This window comes from Parabacteroides gordonii MS-1 = DSM 23371 (assembly GCF_000969825.1).
Lineage (GTDB): Bacteria > Bacteroidota > Bacteroidia > Bacteroidales > Tannerellaceae > Parabacteroides > Parabacteroides gordonii.
On sequence record NZ_KQ033919.1, the window covers coordinates 2,499,797 to 2,518,741 of the forward strand.

Below are 18,945 nucleotides of genomic sequence, written 5' to 3' on the forward strand. Positions count from 1 at the left end.
ATGATCAAGAATAATATAAAAATATGGATGTTCGGGTGCATCGGTCTTTTAGGTTTAAGCGGATGTAACGACTCTTTTCTGGAAAAACATCTGGAAACTTCAATCACGGAAGACGGTTTTTTCAACAATACTAGTGACTTGGAAGCCTATACAAACGGTTTGTATGAGAAGATTACTTCGGGTTATACGGATGCTCCTTCCGATAATATGATTTATACGGAAAGTAAGGATATTTACAGTATGATGCGCGGAGAGGTGAACCCGGATAACCGGAGCACCTGGGATTGGGAAGATATTCGGGATGTCAATTTTATGTTGGCCAGAGCCGACAAGGCACAAGGTGATCCTGCTGAAATTAATCATTATATCGGATTGGCTCGTATGTTCCGTGCGAAACTGTATTATGACAAGGTTTTGTCTTTTTCAGATGTGCCTTGGTACAGCCGTGACTTGCAGACAACGGATAAGGACTTGCTCTATAAGACACAAGATCCCCGCTCATTGGTCGTAGATTCTATTATGGCAGATTTGGAGTTTGCTGTTAATAATATGACAAACGGAACCAGCCGGACTCGTTGGTTTAAGAATGGTGCTTTGGCCATGCAGGCTCGTATTGCCCTGGATGAAGGCTGCTGGCGCAAATATCATCCGGAATTGAACCTGAATGACTCAGAGCGTTTCTTGCAGGTGGTGGTAGAAGCTTGCCAAAAGATTATGGATTCAGGCATGTATGAATTGTCAACAGCCAAATCTGGTGAGATAGATGCTTATGAAGCCTTGTTCTGTAGTCAGGATTTGAGTAACAATAAGGAAATGATTATCTATGAGGATTATGATAAAGCATTGGGACGTACTCATAATGCCGGAGGATCATTATTCGACTTCAATTCCAGTATGTCACGTGATTTAATGGAAGATTATCTGGTGGTAGAAGATGGAAAAACGAAACGATTCCAGGATATATCGGGGTATGCAACTAAAAAATATACAGAGGTGTTCGAAAATCGAGATCCTCGTATGCGACAGACTTTTATGACACCGGGTTTTGTTCGGGCAGATAAAGTAGATGCATATCGTCCGAAGTTAACTATGGGTGGTTATCCGCAAGTGAAATTCTCCCCTCGTACAGCTGATCAAATAACTTGGAATAACTCCTATACAGACCTTCCTTTGATTCGTTATGCCGAAGTATTGTTGATGTATGCCGAAGCAAAGGCTGAACTGGGAGAGTTAACGCAGGATGATATAGATCGGACGATCAATTTGCTACGTGATCGTGTAGGAATGCCACGTGCTTCATTGACTGATTGGTTGAGTAATATAGATCCGGTTCAAGCTAACCGTTATTCGAATGTTTCTTCCTCACAAAAAGGGGCGGTTTATGAGATACGCCGTGAACGTCGTATTGAGTTGGCTTGTGAAGGTTTTCGTTATGGTGATTTGAGACGTTGGGGCTGTGGTAAATTGCTTGCCAACGTTCCGGAAGGTGTTTATTTGGAACCTGGCTATTTGGATGTGACTGGTGATGGACAACCGGATTATGCTATCGTAGCTACAAAGGCAGATGCAGATGCTATTCCCCAGGAGGATAAGGATAAATATAATTTGCAGGTTGAAATATTGGATGGTAATACGTATTCGCTTACCAATGGTGATAAGGGATATGTTCGCATGATTTCACAAGTTGGTCGATGGACCTTTGTTGATCCTAAATATTACTATACTCCGATTGCAACTGAAGACTTGACTTATAATCCGAACTTGGTTCAGAACCAATACTGGAAGTGATGTTTTATTGCTTCTTACTCTCAGTAAGAGCTGATAATTCTTATATCTCAAAAGCTGTATCTTTTGCATTAACAGATACAGACTTTTGAGATATATTTTTGATTCGTTTTTATCTTTCTATCTTTGTGATTGAATTATATTAATATCGATAAGTTATATACATGAAAACACAAATTCTTACCAGTGTTACATTGGTAATACTCCTTCTGGGCATGTTCACCTCTTGTTCAGAACAACAAAAAGAGCAGCACCTCACCGTCCTCTCCTGGAATATCTGGCATGGCGGACATTCTAAAACCTATGGGCAGAAAGCCTGTGACGGGATTATCGGCGTGCTGAAGAAAAGTCAGGCCGATGTCATCCTGATGGTCGAAACTTACGGATCCGCCCCTATGGTTGCCGATTCGCTGGGCTATAACTATCACCTGATATCGGATAACCTCTGCATCTACAGCCGCTATCCGATCGTAAAGAAATATGCATTCCCCGATCAGATCGGGACATTCAACTTCGGCGGGGTGGAGATCGATATGGACGGTACACCTGTCCGCCTGTTCGATACCTGGATACATTACCTACCCGATATGCGTCTTGTTCCGACAGACAAAACGGAAGAAGAGATACTGGCCTGGGATGATGCCGGCACTCGCGACGAAGAGATCCGTAAGATCCTTTCCGTCCTGAAACCGATGATCGCAGAAACCGACAGTATTCCTCTTATCATGGGCGGCGACTTCAACAGCCATTCGCATCTTGACTGGACGGAAGCGACCAAAGATATGTATAACCACGGTGGTGCCGTTGTCAACTGGACTGTCTCCAAGGAGATCGCAGCCGCTAACTTTAAAGACAGCTTCCGTGAGATCAACCCCGACCCGGTGAAGAATATCGGCACTACCTGGCTGACTGATGCCGACTCGCTGGAAACCGTCAACCGCCAGGATCGCATTGACTTCATCTATTATCAGGGCAAGACCATACAGGCTACCGAGTCTGAATGCTATGATAATATCCTCGGTGAAACGTTTTCCTTCAAGGGAGAAGACTTCTTCTATGCTTCCGATCACGGATTTGTACTGACAACCTTTAAAATCAAGAAATAATCAGATGAAACACTTATTCTTATCCCTTCTTGTCTGTCTGGGCTTTGCCGCCTGCCAGAAAGAAATGAAACCCGTTACGTTCGCCGTCGTCTCCGACCTTCATCAGGATATAGCACATGATGCGGAAGAACGCCTGAGTACTTTCCTGCGTGCAGCCAACGATAACCAGGTCGACTTCATTATCGAGCTGGGCGACTTCTGTATGCCCAAGGAAGAGAACAAACCTTTCCTGAAACGCTGGCAGGATTACGCCGGCGAGAAATACATGCTGCTGGGTAACCATGATATGGATAACTGCTCGAAAGAGGAAGTCATGCAGTTTATCGGTATGAACAACCGCTATTATTCCTTTGATAAAGGAGACTTCCATTTCGTCATCCTCGACCCTAATAATATATATGATGGGGAAAAGTATATCCCATACGAGAACGGTAACTACTTCGGTTACGGCGAGAAAGTTTCTTACGTCGACCCCGAACAGGTCGAATGGCTGAAGAAAGATCTTCAGGCTACCGATAAACGATGCATCATCTTCTCCCACCAGAGCTTTGAATGCTCCTCACAGAACCGCGAAGAGATACGCAAGATCTTTGAGGACGAGAACCTGCGTGCCGGTTATAAGAAAGTAGCAGTGGCCTTCAGTGGCCATGATCATACCAATTATATGAAAGAGATTAACGGCATTGCTTATATCCAGATCAACAGCGCCTCTAACCAGTGGGTGGGAGAGAAGTACGCCTGCCCGGAACGTTTCAGCGACGAGATCAATCAGAAGCGGCCTGCTCTGAAATACACCTTACCTTATAAGGATGCCCTCTACGGGATCGTTACACTGACTGGCGACGGCATGCAGTTGAAAGGCGTAAAAAGCGAATTCATCGCCCCCGGCCCCGAAGAACTGGGTATTACCGACCGTTCGCAACCGCTGGTGCCCTGGATTGAAGACTTACAACTCACATTCTAAATATAAACATTGAGAAACATGAAAAAGACATTTCTGAACATCGCCTTGTTGAGCTGTGTGGCATTCTCTGCCAGTGCCGCTTATACAGGACGTGTATTTGTAGACAAGAACAACAACGGCGTCTTTGATAAAGGCGAAAAACCGATGGCAGGTGTAGCCGTCTCCGACGGCCTGAATGTCGTAAAGACGGCATCCGACGGTACTTTCTCCCTTCCCGGTCACGACCGTGAACGTTTTATCTTTATCACGACCCCTTCCGGATATAAGACAGACAACAAGCATTACCACCGAATCAATGGCGACCAGGTATCTTATGACTTCGGCCTGCAATCCTACAACGGTGGCATCAAGAAAGACGGTAGCCATAAATACGTGCATATCGCCGACACTGAGATCTTCAACACCGAAAATCACGGTGACTGGGTGAACAACGTCCGCGACTATGTCGCTAATGAACAGGCTGCTTTCATTATTCACACCGGTGATATTTGTTATGATAACGGCCTGAAAGCCCATATCAAACTGATGAACACTGCCAATATGGATTGCCCGATGTTCTATTGCATCGGTAACCACGACCTCGTAAAAGGCAAATACGGTGAAGAGCTTTTTGAAAGTATCTACGGCCCGGTCTATTACTCTTTCGATGCCGGAAGTACCCATTATATCGTCACCCCGATGGCCGGAGGAGACTATCAGCCGGGCTATACCAAGGAAGATGTCTACCGCTGGTTAAAGAACGATCTGGCACAGGTTCCGCAGGGAAAACCTATCGTTGTCTTCAACCACGACCTGCTGACTTACGGTGACCAGTTCATCTTCGGTATCAACGATCAGGAACAGATCAACCTGAATGAACATAACCTGAAAGCCTGGGTCTACGGTCATTGGCATATCAATTATATGAAGAAGCAGGGCGATGTCTATTCCATCTCCACGGCTACGCTCGACAAAGGCGGTATCGACCACTCGACAAGCGCTTTCCGTGTGCTGCATGTAGACAAGAAAGGCGACTTCGTATCCGAACTTCGCTATACGTATCTGGATAAGAACATACAGATCGCTTCTCCCGTAGAAGGCCAGGTACCTGTTCTGGCATCCGGCGCCGTCCCGCTGGCGGTGAATGTATATTCGTCGGTCACTCCGGTAAAGGAAGTGACTTATACCTGCCTGGTAGACGGTAAAGCCATCTTCTCCAACAAGAAGCTGCAACAGGCTACCGACTGGTGCTGGAACACGGAAGTCCCTCTGACCGCCAAGCAGGAAGGTAAAGTCGTCACCCTAAAACTGAAAGCCCGCTTCAACAACGGCGAAGTAGCAGAGACGGAAAGCGCTTTCACCTACCACGCCACTCCGGCAGAAGTAAAGCTGGCCGGTAATTGGGAGAACCTGCTCGGAAACCCGCAGCACGCCGCCACCGCCCAGCCTGCGCTAAACCAACCTTTGCAGCTGGCCTGGATCAAAAACGTCGGTGCCAATATCTATATGACTTCTCCTCTCGTTCATAACGGCAAAGTCTATATTGCTTCCGTCGACGAGAACCTGCAGGGTGAAGGCCATGTATATGCCCTCGATGGTAAAACCGGTGAACTGGTTTGGAAATACCCCGTGCGCAACTCCATCAAGAACACGATCGTAGTAGACAATGGCCGTGTGCTGGCACAGGATGCACAAGGCTGGCTCTACGCCATCGATGCGGCAAGCGGTAAGCTCAGCTGGGAGAAGCAGTTGCCTATCAATGGTCTGCCCGCCCTGATCGAAGGACTGGTGGCTGCCGACGGTGTTGTTTATGCCGGAACAGGCAAAGGCCTTTGTGCCATCGACACCAAAGACGGTCGCGAGATCTGGCGGAACAAAGGATGGGGGCAAGGCGAAGGTACAACTTCCACCTTCTCTGTCGCCAACAACATACTGGTCGGCTCTTCCCAATGGCGTGCCCTCTACGGCAACGACCTGAAAACCGGCGAGCTGAAATGGGAAGCCAACACGAACGGCTTGCGTAACCGCGGTGCCTCGGCAGCCGTCCACGGAGGTCTGCTTTATATCATCTCGGATAAGTCATTCTTTATCCTGGATGCTGAGAATGGCCGTGTGATTGTGCGTAAGGAGTTGCCGTTCAGTGTGGATGTCACTTCTACTCCTTTGCTGACGGATAAGGAGATCATCTTCGGTTCGGCGAAAGACGGCCTGATCGCTTTGGATAATGAGACGCTGGAACTGAAATGGAAGTTCGCGACGGAGAATGCCCTTGTCTATACTTCCCCTTATTCCCGCAAACCGGCTTCGACTATCGAAACCAGCCCGGTACTGGCCGGAAAGACCGTCTATGTCGGTGCTTCCGACGGTACGATCTACGGGATCAATAAGGAAGACGGCCAGTTGGTATGGAAACATGCCACAGGTGCCCCGGTATTCGGTTCGGTGGCCGTATCGGGTAATGCGCTGATCGCGGTCGACTTCGGAGGGAATGTGTATACCTTCGTAGCCGGAGAATAATAGCAAAACAGATTGAAGTGAAAAGGTATGCTTCTTATGGGGCATACCTTTTCATTTATAAATTTTACTTCACTTCCTTAAGGAAAGGATGAGTAGTTATTTCAATTCAAATGCTACTTTGCTGCGGATGTCGGTTGCTGATGCACCGATCAGTGTCTCGAACTGTCCCGGTTCGGCTACCCATTCGTGCTTGCCGTCGTCGAAGAAGCTCAGGGCATCGGTGCCGATGGTGAAGGAGACTTGTTTCTCTTCGCCCGGTTGCAGGTAGACTTTTTGGAAACCTTTCAGTTCCTTTACGGGGCGGGGCAAGGACGACTTCTTGTCGCTGATATAAAGCTGCACGACTTCTGCTCCTTCGCGGTTGCCTGTGTTCTTGACGGTCAGGGTGAAGGTGATCGGTTCGCCCGGGGCGATCGTTTTCTTGTCGGCAGTCACCTTGCCGTATTCGAAGGTGGTATAGCTCAGGCCGTGGCCGAAGCTGAAGAGCGGTTTGGCTTTCTGCTTGTCGGCCCAGCGGTAACCGACGAAGATACCTTCGTTGTATTTCTGGTCTACTATATGGCTTCCGTCGTTTCTGGGAGTACCCGGATATTCGCCCAGTTTATGCGCACCTACATCTTGCAAAGAGACAGGGAAAGTGAACGGCAGCTTGCCGGACGGATTTACGTCACCTACCAATACCGAAGCAATGGCACTGCCTGCTTCCGATCCTAGATACCAGGCCTGTACGATGGCCGGAACCTCTTTCACCCACGGCATGGAGATGGCATTACCGGAGATATTAACCATAATCAGGTTCTTATTAGCTTGAGCCAGAGCTTCTATTACCTGATCCTGTCCGTAAGACAAGCCTAGTTCCTTGCGGTCTGCATCCTCGCAGTCCTGGTGTGCGCTCTTGTTCAGGCCACCGATAAAGATCACATAGTCGGCTTCCCTGGCCACAGCCACGGCTTCGGCCAGCAGTTCTTCCGGCGAACGGTTGTCTTCCAGGTCTTGCCCGGACTTCACCCCATTGTATTCACCGCTCGGATCACCCACATAACCACGTGCATAAACGACCTCGGCTTGGTCGCCCACCCGCTTGCGGATACCATCCAGCGGGGATAATTCGTATTTCACTTTCAGGGAAGAAGAGCCGCCGCCTACGGTCATCATCTTGATGGCATTTTCACCGATAACGGCTATTTTCTTTGCACGGCTGAGGTCGATAGGCAGTACATTATTGTTGTTCTGCAACAAGACAATACCTTCTTCACCGATTTGGCGGGCTGCGGCGAAATGGGCTTCCGAGCAGAGCGCCCCGTAAGGACGGTTTCTATCCATATTGGTGCGGTAGGCCAGGCGAAGGATACGCCTTACCTTGTCGTCGAGTTCTTTCGTCCCGACTTTACCTTCCCGGATCAATTGGAGATAGGGGTTTGCCAGGTAATAATTATCGTAGGCGTTGCTTGCCCCGTTGGATAATCCGTTGGTCCAGCTTCCGAACTCCATGTCGAGCCCGTTGGTGATTGCTTCCTGCGTATTATGAACGCCACCCCAGTCGGAAACGACAACGCCGTCGAAGCCCCATTCGCCTTTCAGGATGTCATTCAGCAGATACTGGTTATGGCAGCCGTGCTGGTCTTTATACAGGTTATACGAGCCCATGATAGCCCAGGTCTTTCCTTCCTGGACAGCGGCTTTGAAGGCCGGCAGGTAGATTTCATACAGGGCGCGGTCGTCTACGATTACGTTGGTCGTGTGGCGGTTCACTTCCTGGTTATTCAGTGCGTAGTGTTTCACACAGGCGGCTACACCGTTCTGCTGAACGCCTTGTATGTAGGGAACCACCATCTTTCCGGCCAGGTAAGGGTCTTCGCCCATATATTCGAAGTTACGACCGTTCAGTGGTGAGCGATATATGTTCACACCGGGGCCCAGCAATACCGTTTTGTTGCGGTAGCGGGCTTCTTCGCCGATATTCTTTCCGTACAGCAAAGCTATTTGAGGGTTCCAGGTTGCCGCCAGGCAGGTTAGTGCCGGGAAGGCAACACAAGAGTCGTTCGTCCATCCGGCCTGTTCCCATTCATCCCATAATACTTCGGGGCGGATGCCGTGAGGGCCGTCGGTCATCCAGAACTCGGGAATGCCTAAACGGGCCACTCCCGGCGAACAGAACTTGGATTGCGCATGTGTCAGCGCTACTTTCTCTTCGAGTGTCAGGCGCGACAAGGCGTCTTCCACACGTTCTTCTATCGGTTTGCTGTTATCCAGGTAAACCGGGACTTCCTGCTGCGCCTGTGCAAAAGCGGGCAACAATAGCAGGGAACAGGCTATGTACTTGATCAGTTTCATCTTATTCGTGTATTTTTAAACTTAGTGAGCGGATATATTCTTTCTGGATGATGCAGTTCGACAGGCGGCTGTTGCGGATGAACTCCATCAGGGCAGCCCTGGCTTCTTCCTGATCCGGACGGGCGTCGCGGATCTCCTGGTAAGTGCCGCGCGGGGCTTCGGAGAAGGCGACCACCCGTTCCCAGTTCTTCGGAGGTTTGATGCCGGCGAATGCGGAGTCGTTGATCTTCTTATACGGCCAGAATGTCCAGCCGATATTGTTCTCTTGCATTGTATGGCAGAAAGCGTTCATCCAGGTAGACGTGTTGTGTCCGATCTCTCCCATATACATCGGCAGGTTGACGCGGTCGCGGAAGTCGATGATCTCCTGAATGGCCGCTTTGGTGGCCTCGCCGCCGTAACGGTGGCAGGTGTACATGATCTTGTCGTCGAAGGTGGAGTCGGTGAAAGGACGGAAATTGCCGTTCCACTGGGCACCGCCCAACAGGATGATATGGTTGGTATCTACTTCGCGGATAGCGGCGGTGGCCCGTTTGTACAACGGTTCCAGTTTACCATTCAGCTCTTCCATATTACTGAAATAGGGGGCGATAGGCTCGTTCATCAGTTCGTAGCCCAAGATAACGGGTTCGTTCTTGTAGTAGGCGGCGATCTTTTTCCAGATGTCGCAGAACTGCTGCTGGCTGGCTTCGCTTTCGAATAGCCAGGGATACCCGTAGCTGTCGTCGATGTTATCACCGGTCTGTCCGCCCGGGGCATCATGCATGTCGAGGATCAGGTAGAGGCCTGTTTCCCGACACCAGTTCACAACGCTGTCTATGCGGGCGAAACCGTCCTGGTTGGCGGTCAGTCCCATATAATCCTCGTCGGTGAACAGTTTATAATGGAAGGGGAGACGGATGGTGTTGGCTCCCGTCCCGGCGATGAACTGTACATCTTCACGGGTGATATAGTTGTCTTTGAATGCTTTCCAGAATTCGGCGGTGAAGTCGGGGCCTACCATTTCACAGAATAGCTGGTTGATGCGTCCCGGGGAGTTCGTCTTGCTGAAACCGAACATATAGCCTTCCGGATTCAGCCAGTTGCCGAGGTTTGTCCCTTTGATAAAGAACTTCTGTCCTTTGGGAGTGATCAGGTCGGTTCCGGATATGCGGATAAAGGCTTCCGGAGGCAGGGCAGAGATTTCCGCCTCGCCCGGCCCTGTATGCTGCCGACATCCGGTGAAGGAAACCAGCAGGAGCAGTATCGTTATATATATATTCTTTTTCATATCAGTTGTTTTTTGTTGTTATTCGATGGTGAATGATGTTTGTAACCCTTCTGCGCTGTTGGGGCCTACCCATAAGTTGAACTCTCCGGGCTCGACCACTCTCTGCATGTCTATGTTCCAGAATGCCAGTTCTTCGATAGGAAGGGAGAAGGAGACTGTTTTCTTTTCCCCCTGCTTCAGGGATACGCGTTGGAACCCTTTCAGTTCTTTTACCGGGCGGGTGACGGAGCCGGTTTTATCTTGTACGTATAGTTGTACGACTTCCGTGCCGTCGTACTTGCCGGTATTTGTCAGGTCGAAGCTGATTTCCAGCGTACCGTTCGCAGACGGTTTATCGGTAGCCAGCCGCAGGTTATCGTATCCGAAAGTGGTATAGGATAATCCGTAACCGAAGGGAAATAAGGGATCGAAGCCGGCATCCATATAGAAAGAGGTGCAACCTAAAGAGGTCTGACCTGCTTCCAACGGGATATCGTCGATCAATGTCTCCTGGCGGGAAGCGGGGCGGCCTGTGTTCGTATGGGCATAGTAAACGGGGATCTGTCCGACCATCTTCGGAAAGGTGACGGGCGTTTTGCCACTGGGTACCGCTTTACCGAAAAGCAGGTCGGCGATGGCCGGGCCCCCCATCGTTCCCGGATGGAAAGCGTAGAGGACGGCGTCCGATTGCTTTACTTCCTGTTCGATCGTCAGCGGACGGCCTGCCATAACCACCGTCACGAGCGGTTTCCCTGTCTTTGCCAGGGCGGCTATCAGTTCGCTTTGTGCTCCCTGCAGGTGCAGGTCGGCCAGCGAATGGGCTTCACCGGAAAGGATGGATTCTTCTCCGACACAGGCTAGTACGGCGTCGGCACGCATGGCGGCGCTGACGGCTTTGGAGATATTGGCGGTGTTCTTGTCGCGACTGTAACCTAAAGCCGGTTCGTAGATGAATGTAACTTTGTCGCCATACATTTCTTTCAAGGCGGGCAGTAGCGTTTGGGTATGGGCTTTCTCCCCGTCGAATACCCAGGTTCCCATCTGGTCGTGGGCGGCATCAGCCAACGGGCCTACGACGGCAATGGTGCGGATCTTATCTGTAAAAGGCAAAGTCTCCCCGTCATTTTTCAGTAAGATTACCGATTGCTCGACCGCTTCTTTGGCCTTTGCCAGATGGGTGGGGGCATATTTTACATCTTGGTCTGTATTTACATAAGGATTGTCGAACAACCCCAGGCGGAACTTAAGGCGTAGGATGTTGCGTACCGCTTCATCGATCGCTGCTTCCGATACTTTCTTTTCTTTTACGAGCGCTTCCAGGTGGCGGATAAAGGTGCCGCTCACCATTTCCATATCGACTCCGGCGTTGACAGACTTCATGGCTGCTTCTTTTTCGTCTTTACAGAAACCGTGGGAGATCATTTCGGCAGTCGATGCCCAGTCGGTCACAACCATGCCGTCGTAGTTCCATTCGTCGCGCAATACATCTTTCAGGATAAAGCTGTTGCCTGTCGAAGGCACACCGTCGTTATCATTAAAAGAGGTCATAAAGGTGGCACATCCGGCTTTGGCGGCTGCTTCAAACGGGGGGAAGTAGACGTTGCGTAACTGGCGTTCGGGGATAGAGGTCGAATTATAATCGCGTCCCCCTTCTGCGGCTCCATAACCTACGAAGTGCTTGGCACAGGCTGCTATCGAAGTAGGATCATTCAGGGAGTCGCCCTGGAAACCTTTCACCATAGCTACACCCATAACGGCGCTCAGGTACGGGTCTTCGCCACAACTCTCGGCTATACGTCCCCAGCGGGGATCACGTGAAATATCGATCATCGGGGCAAATGTCCAGCGGATACCGTCGGCAGACGCTTCGATGGCTGCCACACGGGCGCCGTCTTCCACGATCTGCGGATTGAAGGTAGCTGCTTGTCCCAAGGGGATAGGAAAAATAGTTTTATACCCATGAATAACATCGCGCGACATTAATACAGGAATGCCGAGCCGGGATTCTTCCACCGCTATTTTCTGTATCCGGTTGACAACGTCCGGATCTGTCACGTTCAGTAAAGATCCGATCTCTCCTTTACGTATCTGTTCCGCTACCTCTTCCGGGCCGCCGAACGGACTGAGCTGGTTCATCTGCCCGATCTTTTCCTGTAAAGTCATTTTACCGAGCAGTTCCTCTACCTGCCTGTCGACAGAGGCCTCCTTCCCTGATCCCGAAGGTTGGCTGCACGCCGTTAGGGAGAGCGCCAGCAGGCCTGTATAGAAAATGGTTGATCCTGATGTTTTCATGGGTATAATAGTTATTCCTGGTTATTAATACGGATTTTGTGTGATGGTTCCTTTCGATGCTTCAATTTCACTCTGTGGGATAGGAAGATACTTCTTATTTACCGTCCATTGAACGCGTTCGGGGATACCGTCTTTTACATAGCTGCCGCCTCTCTTATCCAATACTTTTCCGCCTTTGGCTTTCAGTACGTCTTCCGCTTTGTTGAAACGAACCAGGTCGAAGTAGCGTTTCCCTTCGCCTACAAATTCGCGGCGGCGTTCATTCAGGATATTATCGAGGTTGGCATCGATCGGGGCAACGCCTGCACGTTCGCGAACCTGATCCAGATAGCCTTTGGCTGTTCCTGTGTCGCCGGTGCGCAGGGACAGTTCAGCGGCATTCAGCAGTGTTTCCGCATAGCGGTAGATACGAAGGTTGTTGTCCCAGTTGAGGTCGGCATCACCAACGCAACCTGCATTGCCGCCGATGCGTCCCAGATACTTGCGCATGAAGAGTCCGGTGTTCTGGTAACGGCCTCCGTAGGTAACGGTTATGCCTTTGGCTGCATTGTCTGCGATATACTTATCCATATTCAGGATACCGATGTCACGGCGCTTATCGTTTTCTTCGTAAGCATCGTATGCCTCTTTGGCAACCGCTTCGAATCCCCAGCCTCCTACATAATCGGGACTACCGCTCAGGCCGTCGATGCCGATCATGGCGGGAACTACGGTACCTCCGGTGAAGTTGGCATCTCCCCAGGTTCTCTTACCGCCTTTGGAGATATAATTGATGTCGAAGATCGTTTCATTGTTCCATTCGAATTCAGCTTCCCACAAGTTCTCAAACGGTTGCAGGGAGTATTGGCCTGAAGAAATAACGCTCTTCATATAACCCAGCGCTTTGGCATATTTGCTTTCGTCCTGCTGGTACATAACGTATTCGGCGTATAGCATGGACGCCATTGCCTGGGTCACGCGGCCGGCCCATTCTGCCGGTTGTTTCATCGGAAGCACATTGCTGTCGAGCACATCGGCCAGATCTGCTTCTATCAGGTCGTACACTTCTTTAGCCGTTTTCTGTTCGGCTATGTAAGGGAAAGTCAGGTTTACATCGTAATAAGGAACATTACCCCACAGTTTCCACAGGACGGAATAGTACCAGGCACGCAACACCCGGGCTTCGGCTATCAATTTCTTCTTATCCGTTTCACCCATTTCGGATGCTTCCACATCGGCGATCACCAGGTTTGAACGGTTGATACCGGAATAGCTGGTTGTCCATGCGCCGGCGATCGTCTTGATCGGGTCGGACAAGTATTGTGAGATCAGATGGAGCTCGCCCTGGTCGCTGGTGCTACCGCCACCTACATATACATCGTCGCTCATGCAATCGTACACCAGGCTTAAAGGAGCCCAACCGCTGAAATAATCGTACCATTGCAAGGGGTCGTAAGCAGCGGTAACCGCTTCCATGATACGGCTTTCCGAATTGTAATATCCGTCGATAGGTACGCTGCTGGAGGGTTCAACGGACAGGAAATCGTCTCCGCATGAGGTCGCTCCGAAGATAGTCAGAGCTGCACAGGATGTTATTATTATCTTTTTCATGTTGTCTTATCTTTTTGAATGTTAGAAATTAAGGTTTAAACCAACTGTAAACGTACGGGCTTGCGGGTAGATACCCCGGTCGATACCTGAAGATGCGTCGTAAGAGATCTCCGGATCGAAACCTTTGTAACCGGTCAGTGTCAGCAGGTTCTCAGCCGCTACATATACGCGTAGGCTGGAAATGAATGCTTTTGAAGTCAGCGTCTTAGGCAATGTATAACCTAACTGGATATTCTTCAGGCGCATATAGGAACCGTTCTTGATGTAAAGGTCTGAAACACGGTAGTTGTCGTTGTTGTTGGCCCAGGTGAAACGGGGAACGGAGTTGGATGTCCCTTCGCCGTGCCAGCGATCCATCATTTCAGATGACAGGTTCACGTAACGCAGGTCGATACGGCGGGTGGCATCGAAAATATCGTTGCCGATAGATCCTGCGATCAACATGCTGAAGTCGAAATCTTTCCAGGCAGCCTGGAAGTTAAGACCATATGTCCAGTCCGGTGTACCTTTACCGATTTTTGTGCGGTCGGTATCGCTGATCTTTCCGTCTTCATTTACATCGACGAAGATAACATCACCGGGCTCGGCATTGGGCTGAAGTTTTTCTCCCTTACTGTTTACATACGCATCGATCTGTGCTTGGTTCTGGAAGATACCGGCTGTCTTATAACCGTAGAAGAACGGGTAGACTTCACCGTTTTCCGCACGGCTGACATTTCCCAGCTGGTGAACGTTGTCCTTCATTTCGAAGCCGTCCGAGTTACCCAGGTTGATCAGTTTGTTCTTCAGGTAACTGATATTACCGCCCACCTTGAAGCTCCAGTCGCCTGCTCCGAACTTATACCCCAGGTCTACTTCAACACCCGAGTTTTCCATGCTACCCACGTTACCCCAGGGTTTGGATTCACCCAAATAGGAAGGTATGCTCATTTCTTTCAACATGCCGTTCGTTTTCTTCTTGAAGTAATCTGCGCTCAATGTCAGGGCATTATCGAAGAAGCCGAAGTCGAGACCTGCGTCGTACTGTTCCGATTCTTCCCATTTCAGGTCGGCATTGGGCGTGCCCGACGGCTTGCTACCCATGATGATCTGCTGGTTTGTTCCGCCACCGAATACATAGTTGTTGCCGGTTGCTACGTTGGCAGTATATCTGAAGGCTCCGATGTTCTCGTTACCGTTCTTACCCCACGACAGGCGCAGTTTGGTACTGGTCAGCCAGTCCGGGCGTTTTTCCATAAATGATTCGTTGGTGATATTCCATCCTAAAGAGACGGAAGGGAAAGTTGCCCATTTATTATTCGGGCCGAAGTTGGAAGAACCGTCACGGCGTACGGTCATCTGCAACATATAACGTTCGTTGTAGTTGTAGCTGATACGGCCAAAATACGAAGCCAGGGTGGAAGGGTCGAACATACCGCCGTATACATCGCGTTTACCGTCGGATGCCAGTCCGGATGTGAAATCGAGGTTGGCTTTGTCTTCCATTTCCGCGATCATATCATAAGCGCTACCGCCAATCTTACGACCGGTATATTTCTTTGCCGACTGTCCTAATACGACTGCAAACGAATGGGCACCGAATGTTTTGTCGTAAGTCAGGATATTTTCAAGCTGCCAGGTGCAGCCACGGTTCATTTCCGACCATACTTTCGATTTGTCGTTGTGGCTGTTTACTGCCAGGTAATAAGCCTTGCTCCATCCGTCTTTGCCCCAGAAGGCCAGGTCGGTACCGTAAGATGTCTTGAACTTCAGGTTATCCCAAAGGGTTACTTCTGCATAGAAGTTGGCAACGAACTTATCTGAGTTGTTCGTTTCTCCCGGCAGGGAAAGATATCCCAGCGGGTTGCTGATCTCGTTGAAATCTTTGCTGGGGATAGTGACCAACCGGCCGCTTTTCTTGTCTCTTACCAGATCGCCGTATTGCTTGATCTCCTCGGCATATTGTTTGTACATAGCTGCTTCATCATCTGCATATACGCCATCCAGCGGAGAGAGGAACATGGCATTACCCAATGCGGAACCGGTCAATGAGTTAGTCTCGATACCGGTATTCTTAATGCGGGAATAAGCGGCATTCACACCGATAACCATTTTACTTAGCCAATTGCGCTTTTTGCTTTCATCAAACAGGGTATAAGTCGTATTGGAACGCATGGTCATACGTTTGTAGTTGGAACGGTCGTAGTCGCCACCCACAATACCTTCCTGGTTGTAGTAACCCAGAGACAGGAAATAATTGATCTTTTCCGTGGCACCGCTTACACTTACCTGGTGGTTCTGTACCGGAGCGTTGTAGTTGAAAGTTTCTTTCTGCCAGTTTGTACCTGCTCCGTACTGGGCAGGATTGTCATACATATTCCCTTCACCGGCATAGTTGCTGGCCTCGTTCATCAAAGTGGCATACTGTGTGCCGTTGAGGAGTTCGCGTTCTTTCCAGGGACGCTGCCATCCGAAAGAAAAATCGTAAGTCACTCTTACCTTACCTTCTTTACCGCTTTTGGTGGTCACCAAAACAACGCCGTTGGCGGCACGTGCCCCGTAAACAGCTCCGGAAGCCGCATCTTTCAGCACTTCGATAGAAGCGATGTCATTCGGGTTCAGATAGTCAATACCGCCGTCGATAGCCATACCGTCAACAATATAAAGGGGGTCGGAATTGTTGATGGTACCGGTACCACGTATACGGATCTTGGCCTCTGAACCCGGCTGACCATTGGTCGTCGTTACCTGTACACCTGATGCCAGACCTTTCAGCGCATTATCCACACGAACGGGGGCTGTCGTGCTTAAATCGTCGGCCGAAACCCGGGCGATAGAGGCAGTAACCACACTCTTTTTCTGGACACCGTAACCGATAACGACTACTTCATCCAATGCCTGGTTATCTTCTTTCAGGATAATAGATAAAGGGTTATTGTTCGCCGCTTTTACTGTCTGGCCCAAATAACCTATAAAAGAGATTTCCACGATGGAGCCTTGCTCGACATCCGGAATTGAGAACATTCCATCCAGATCCGTTATCGTACCGGTGGTAGTGCCTTTTATCGCAACATTCGCACCGGTGATCGGTTCACCCTGGGTGTCTTTTACTTGTCCGTTAACTGTAAGTTTCTGGGCAAACACTAATGTAGGAAATAATAACAGGCATAATAGAGGAATGATCCCTTTACAAAGCCTTCTTTTTGGTAAAATGCTTTTCATAAGATAAATACATTTTTTAAAGTTAACATACTAATCGTTTTTACTTTTGTTGTACTTGCAAAAGTAGTGTGTGGCTTATTGGGTTCAATAGGCTGGTAAACCGGAGAAGTAAGTTGATAATTTTTGTATATTATTGTTACACAGCTGTGTAAGCTTTTTGCAAATGTGCAAAAAGTAAGTTGTTATACGAAGCAAAGGAGGCTTTGAGAACTGTTTCAGCGCTCTATTTTTCCTAAAGATTTTACAATTTCCGCAAAATTCTCTCTGGGGACGATCGCTTTACTTCGTGTTTTCAGCCGGTTGTTGTAGACAGTCTGGGCAGAGCAGTGCAGGAACTCGGCTATCTTTACACTGTCACTGATCCCCAGCCGCACGAGCGCATAGATACGGAGTTCGGTATTCAGTAATTCCCCTTCCTTGGGTATGATTTGCTTGTCCGGTTGCAGCAACGCATTGAAATCGGAAACAAAGTCAGGATAGATATGCAGGAAGATGGCATCGAAATTGGCATAGAATTCTTTCAGTTCGTTAGAAGCCAACGAAGAGGCATCTGTCATCTTTTTTACCTCTTCCACCATACCGGCTTTGATCTTCCGGTTTATGTTTTTCCTGTATTCATCGAGCTTGCTGATATAGCTGGAACAGATATTGAATACATAACCGATATATTCTTCCTTGACGTAATTTGATTCGGTCAGTTTGTTGTTGGCTTCCAGCAACTGTCCGTTCAACGACTGAAGCTGGTTGTTTGCTTCGGCCAGTTGCACATGTGCCAGTTCCAGTTCGTCCACATGATTATTCAACGCCTGATTGGCGACATTGAGCTTCTTTCGTGAATCTTTCAACCTCTTCATTTGTAGGGCAATAAAGAAGATGGCCGCAAGCAGGACTAACGACAACATACTGACGATAAGCAAATAACGGCGTAGATCGGCTTCCTGTTTCTTATTTCTCTGTTCGTAGGTTTTATGAATGGCATCCAGGGCAGAGGAGATACCGATCATCCGTATCCTGTTCTTGTAGAGTTGTGCACAACTCAGGCAATAATTCAGGTAAGAATATCCCCGGTCTATCTCTCCCTTCTCATAGAGTATTTTCCCTAACTCCTCCAATGATGCAATATCATGGTTGGCAGACCTTATATCGGCCATTGACGAGAGAATCAGATAACGGAGAAATTCTTCTTCCTTGTTCTCCTCTTTATATAGCTGGGCCAGGATATAAGAATTCATGGCGTCCGGACGTGAATTGAATTTGGAAGTAGCCAGTACGTGGGACAGCTGATCTCTTACCTCTGCGGCCTGAGGCGTTCCTTTGGACTGCCATCCTCTGTACCACAAATATAAAGGATGGTCGCCGGGAATATGAAAATAGACGGAGTCGCGGTATGATTTTTCCTGTATGTTGTAAAGAGCGGTCTGGCTGGAGTTCTCTCCCGAGTATTGTCCGTAGTGTGAATACAGATACATCATCTGTCCGTAATAATCTGTCTTGGCATAGGATGACAGGTTTTCTACTTTTATCTCGTTCAGCAGATCCAGTCCCTCTTTCAGAAAGCCGGTAGCGGATGATATGAATGATTGTTCTATTTTCCATTGTGCCACCCATTGGAGATTATTCAGCCGTTGGGCAATATCCAGGTTCTTATGTATATAGCTCAGGGCAGAGTCACTGTCATATACCATATATTCCTCGTAAAACAGTTTGTTCATCCAGTATTGTTCTTCCTCTGTCTGAACCTTTTTCTCCATTTTCCTCAACTCTTCGATCCGTTTCTCTTTGGCAACAACAAATGTTTCCTTTTCTACAACCAGAGAGTCAAGACTTTGCAGCATCCTTTCTATATTGTCGGATATTATTTGTCCTGTGGCATACCCTGAAAAGATAGATAAAGCGGTAATAAATAGTATTATTCTGATATACATTGT

At 49.0% G+C, this 18,945-nt stretch carries 10 protein-coding genes; 4 read left to right on the forward strand and 6 right to left on the reverse strand.

The window, feature by feature from the left end; translation table 11 throughout:
• The 4 genes from HMPREF1536_RS09585 to HMPREF1536_RS09600 all read left to right on the forward strand — a co-directional run bounded on the left by HMPREF1536_RS09585 (position 1) and on the right by HMPREF1536_RS09600 (position 6,351).
• Positions 1–1,788, forward strand: a complete 1,788-nt coding sequence (locus HMPREF1536_RS09585; RefSeq protein WP_044193574.1) for a RagB/SusD family nutrient uptake outer membrane protein — start codon at positions 1–3, stop codon at positions 1,786–1,788.
• Positions 1,789–2,000: 212 nt separating this feature from the next.
• Entirely contained in the window at positions 2,001–2,891 is an 891-nt protein-coding gene (locus HMPREF1536_RS09590) for an endonuclease/exonuclease/phosphatase family protein (protein WP_394364723.1), read from the forward strand.
• A 4-nt stretch (positions 2,892–2,895) separates the two neighbouring features.
• Positions 2,896–3,855, forward strand: coding sequence for a metallophosphoesterase family protein (locus HMPREF1536_RS09595; RefSeq protein ID WP_028730161.1), 960 nt, complete (start codon positions 2,896–2,898; stop codon positions 3,853–3,855).
• A gap of 18 nt (positions 3,856–3,873) precedes the next feature.
• Entirely contained in the window at positions 3,874–6,351 is a 2,478-nt protein-coding gene (locus tag HMPREF1536_RS09600) for an outer membrane protein assembly factor BamB family protein (protein WP_028730162.1), read from the forward strand.
• 96 nt (positions 6,352–6,447) lie between these two features.
• Here HMPREF1536_RS09600 and HMPREF1536_RS09605 read toward each other — a convergent pair whose 3' ends face one another.
• The 6 genes from HMPREF1536_RS09605 to HMPREF1536_RS09630 form a co-directional block, all read right to left on the reverse strand.
• Entirely contained in the window at positions 6,448–8,685 is a 2,238-nt protein-coding gene (locus HMPREF1536_RS09605) for a glycoside hydrolase family 3 C-terminal domain-containing protein (RefSeq protein ID WP_028730163.1), read from the reverse strand.
• Position 8,686: 1 nt separating this feature from the next.
• A complete protein-coding gene (locus tag HMPREF1536_RS09610) occupies positions 8,687–9,955 on the reverse strand; it encodes a glycoside hydrolase family 5 protein (RefSeq protein WP_028730164.1) in 1,269 nt (422 codons plus the stop codon).
• An 18-nt stretch (positions 9,956–9,973) separates the two neighbouring features.
• Entirely contained in the window at positions 9,974–12,226 is a 2,253-nt protein-coding gene (gene bglX / locus HMPREF1536_RS09615; RefSeq protein ID WP_028730165.1) for a beta-glucosidase BglX, read from the reverse strand.
• A gap of 24 nt (positions 12,227–12,250) precedes the next feature.
• Positions 12,251–13,816, reverse strand: a complete 1,566-nt coding sequence (locus HMPREF1536_RS09620; RefSeq protein ID WP_028730166.1) for a RagB/SusD family nutrient uptake outer membrane protein — start codon at positions 13,814–13,816, stop codon at positions 12,251–12,253.
• A gap of 21 nt (positions 13,817–13,837) precedes the next feature.
• Positions 13,838–17,017: a SusC/RagA family TonB-linked outer membrane protein gene (locus HMPREF1536_RS09625; protein WP_028730167.1), complete on the reverse strand. Its 3,180-nt coding sequence runs from the start codon at positions 17,015–17,017 to the stop codon at positions 13,838–13,840.
• A gap of 215 nt (positions 17,018–17,232) precedes the next feature.
• A complete protein-coding gene (locus HMPREF1536_RS09630) occupies positions 17,233–18,942 on the reverse strand; it encodes a DUF6377 domain-containing protein (RefSeq protein ID WP_028730168.1) in 1,710 nt (569 codons plus the stop codon).
• Positions 18,943–18,945 lie beyond the last annotated feature (3 nt).

Coding starts and splice junctions, on each gene's coding strand:
- HMPREF1536_RS09630 (WP_028730168.1), bottom strand. CDS start 18,942: ATGTATATCAGAATAATACTATTTATTACCGCTTTATCTATCTTTTCA.
- HMPREF1536_RS09605 (WP_028730163.1), bottom strand. CDS start 8,685: ATGAAACTGATCAAGTACATAGCCTGTTCCCTGCTATTGTTGCCCGCT.
- HMPREF1536_RS09620 (WP_028730166.1), bottom strand. CDS start 13,816: ATGAAAAAGATAATAATAACATCCTGTGCAGCTCTGACTATCTTCGGA.
- HMPREF1536_RS09590 (WP_394364723.1), top strand. CDS start 2,001: ATGTTCACCTCTTGTTCAGAACAACAAAAAGAGCAGCACCTCACCGTC.
- bglX (WP_028730165.1), bottom strand. CDS start 12,226: ATGAAAACATCAGGATCAACCATTTTCTATACAGGCCTGCTGGCGCTC.
- HMPREF1536_RS09610 (WP_028730164.1), bottom strand. CDS start 9,955: ATGAAAAAGAATATATATATAACGATACTGCTCCTGCTGGTTTCCTTC.
- HMPREF1536_RS09625 (WP_028730167.1), bottom strand. CDS start 17,017: ATGAAAAGCATTTTACCAAAAAGAAGGCTTTGTAAAGGGATCATTCCT.
- HMPREF1536_RS09600 (WP_028730162.1), top strand. CDS start 3,874: ATGAAAAAGACATTTCTGAACATCGCCTTGTTGAGCTGTGTGGCATTC.
- HMPREF1536_RS09585 (WP_044193574.1), top strand. CDS start 1: ATGATCAAGAATAATATAAAAATATGGATGTTCGGGTGCATCGGTCTT.
- HMPREF1536_RS09595 (WP_028730161.1), top strand. CDS start 2,896: ATGAAACACTTATTCTTATCCCTTCTTGTCTGTCTGGGCTTTGCCGCC.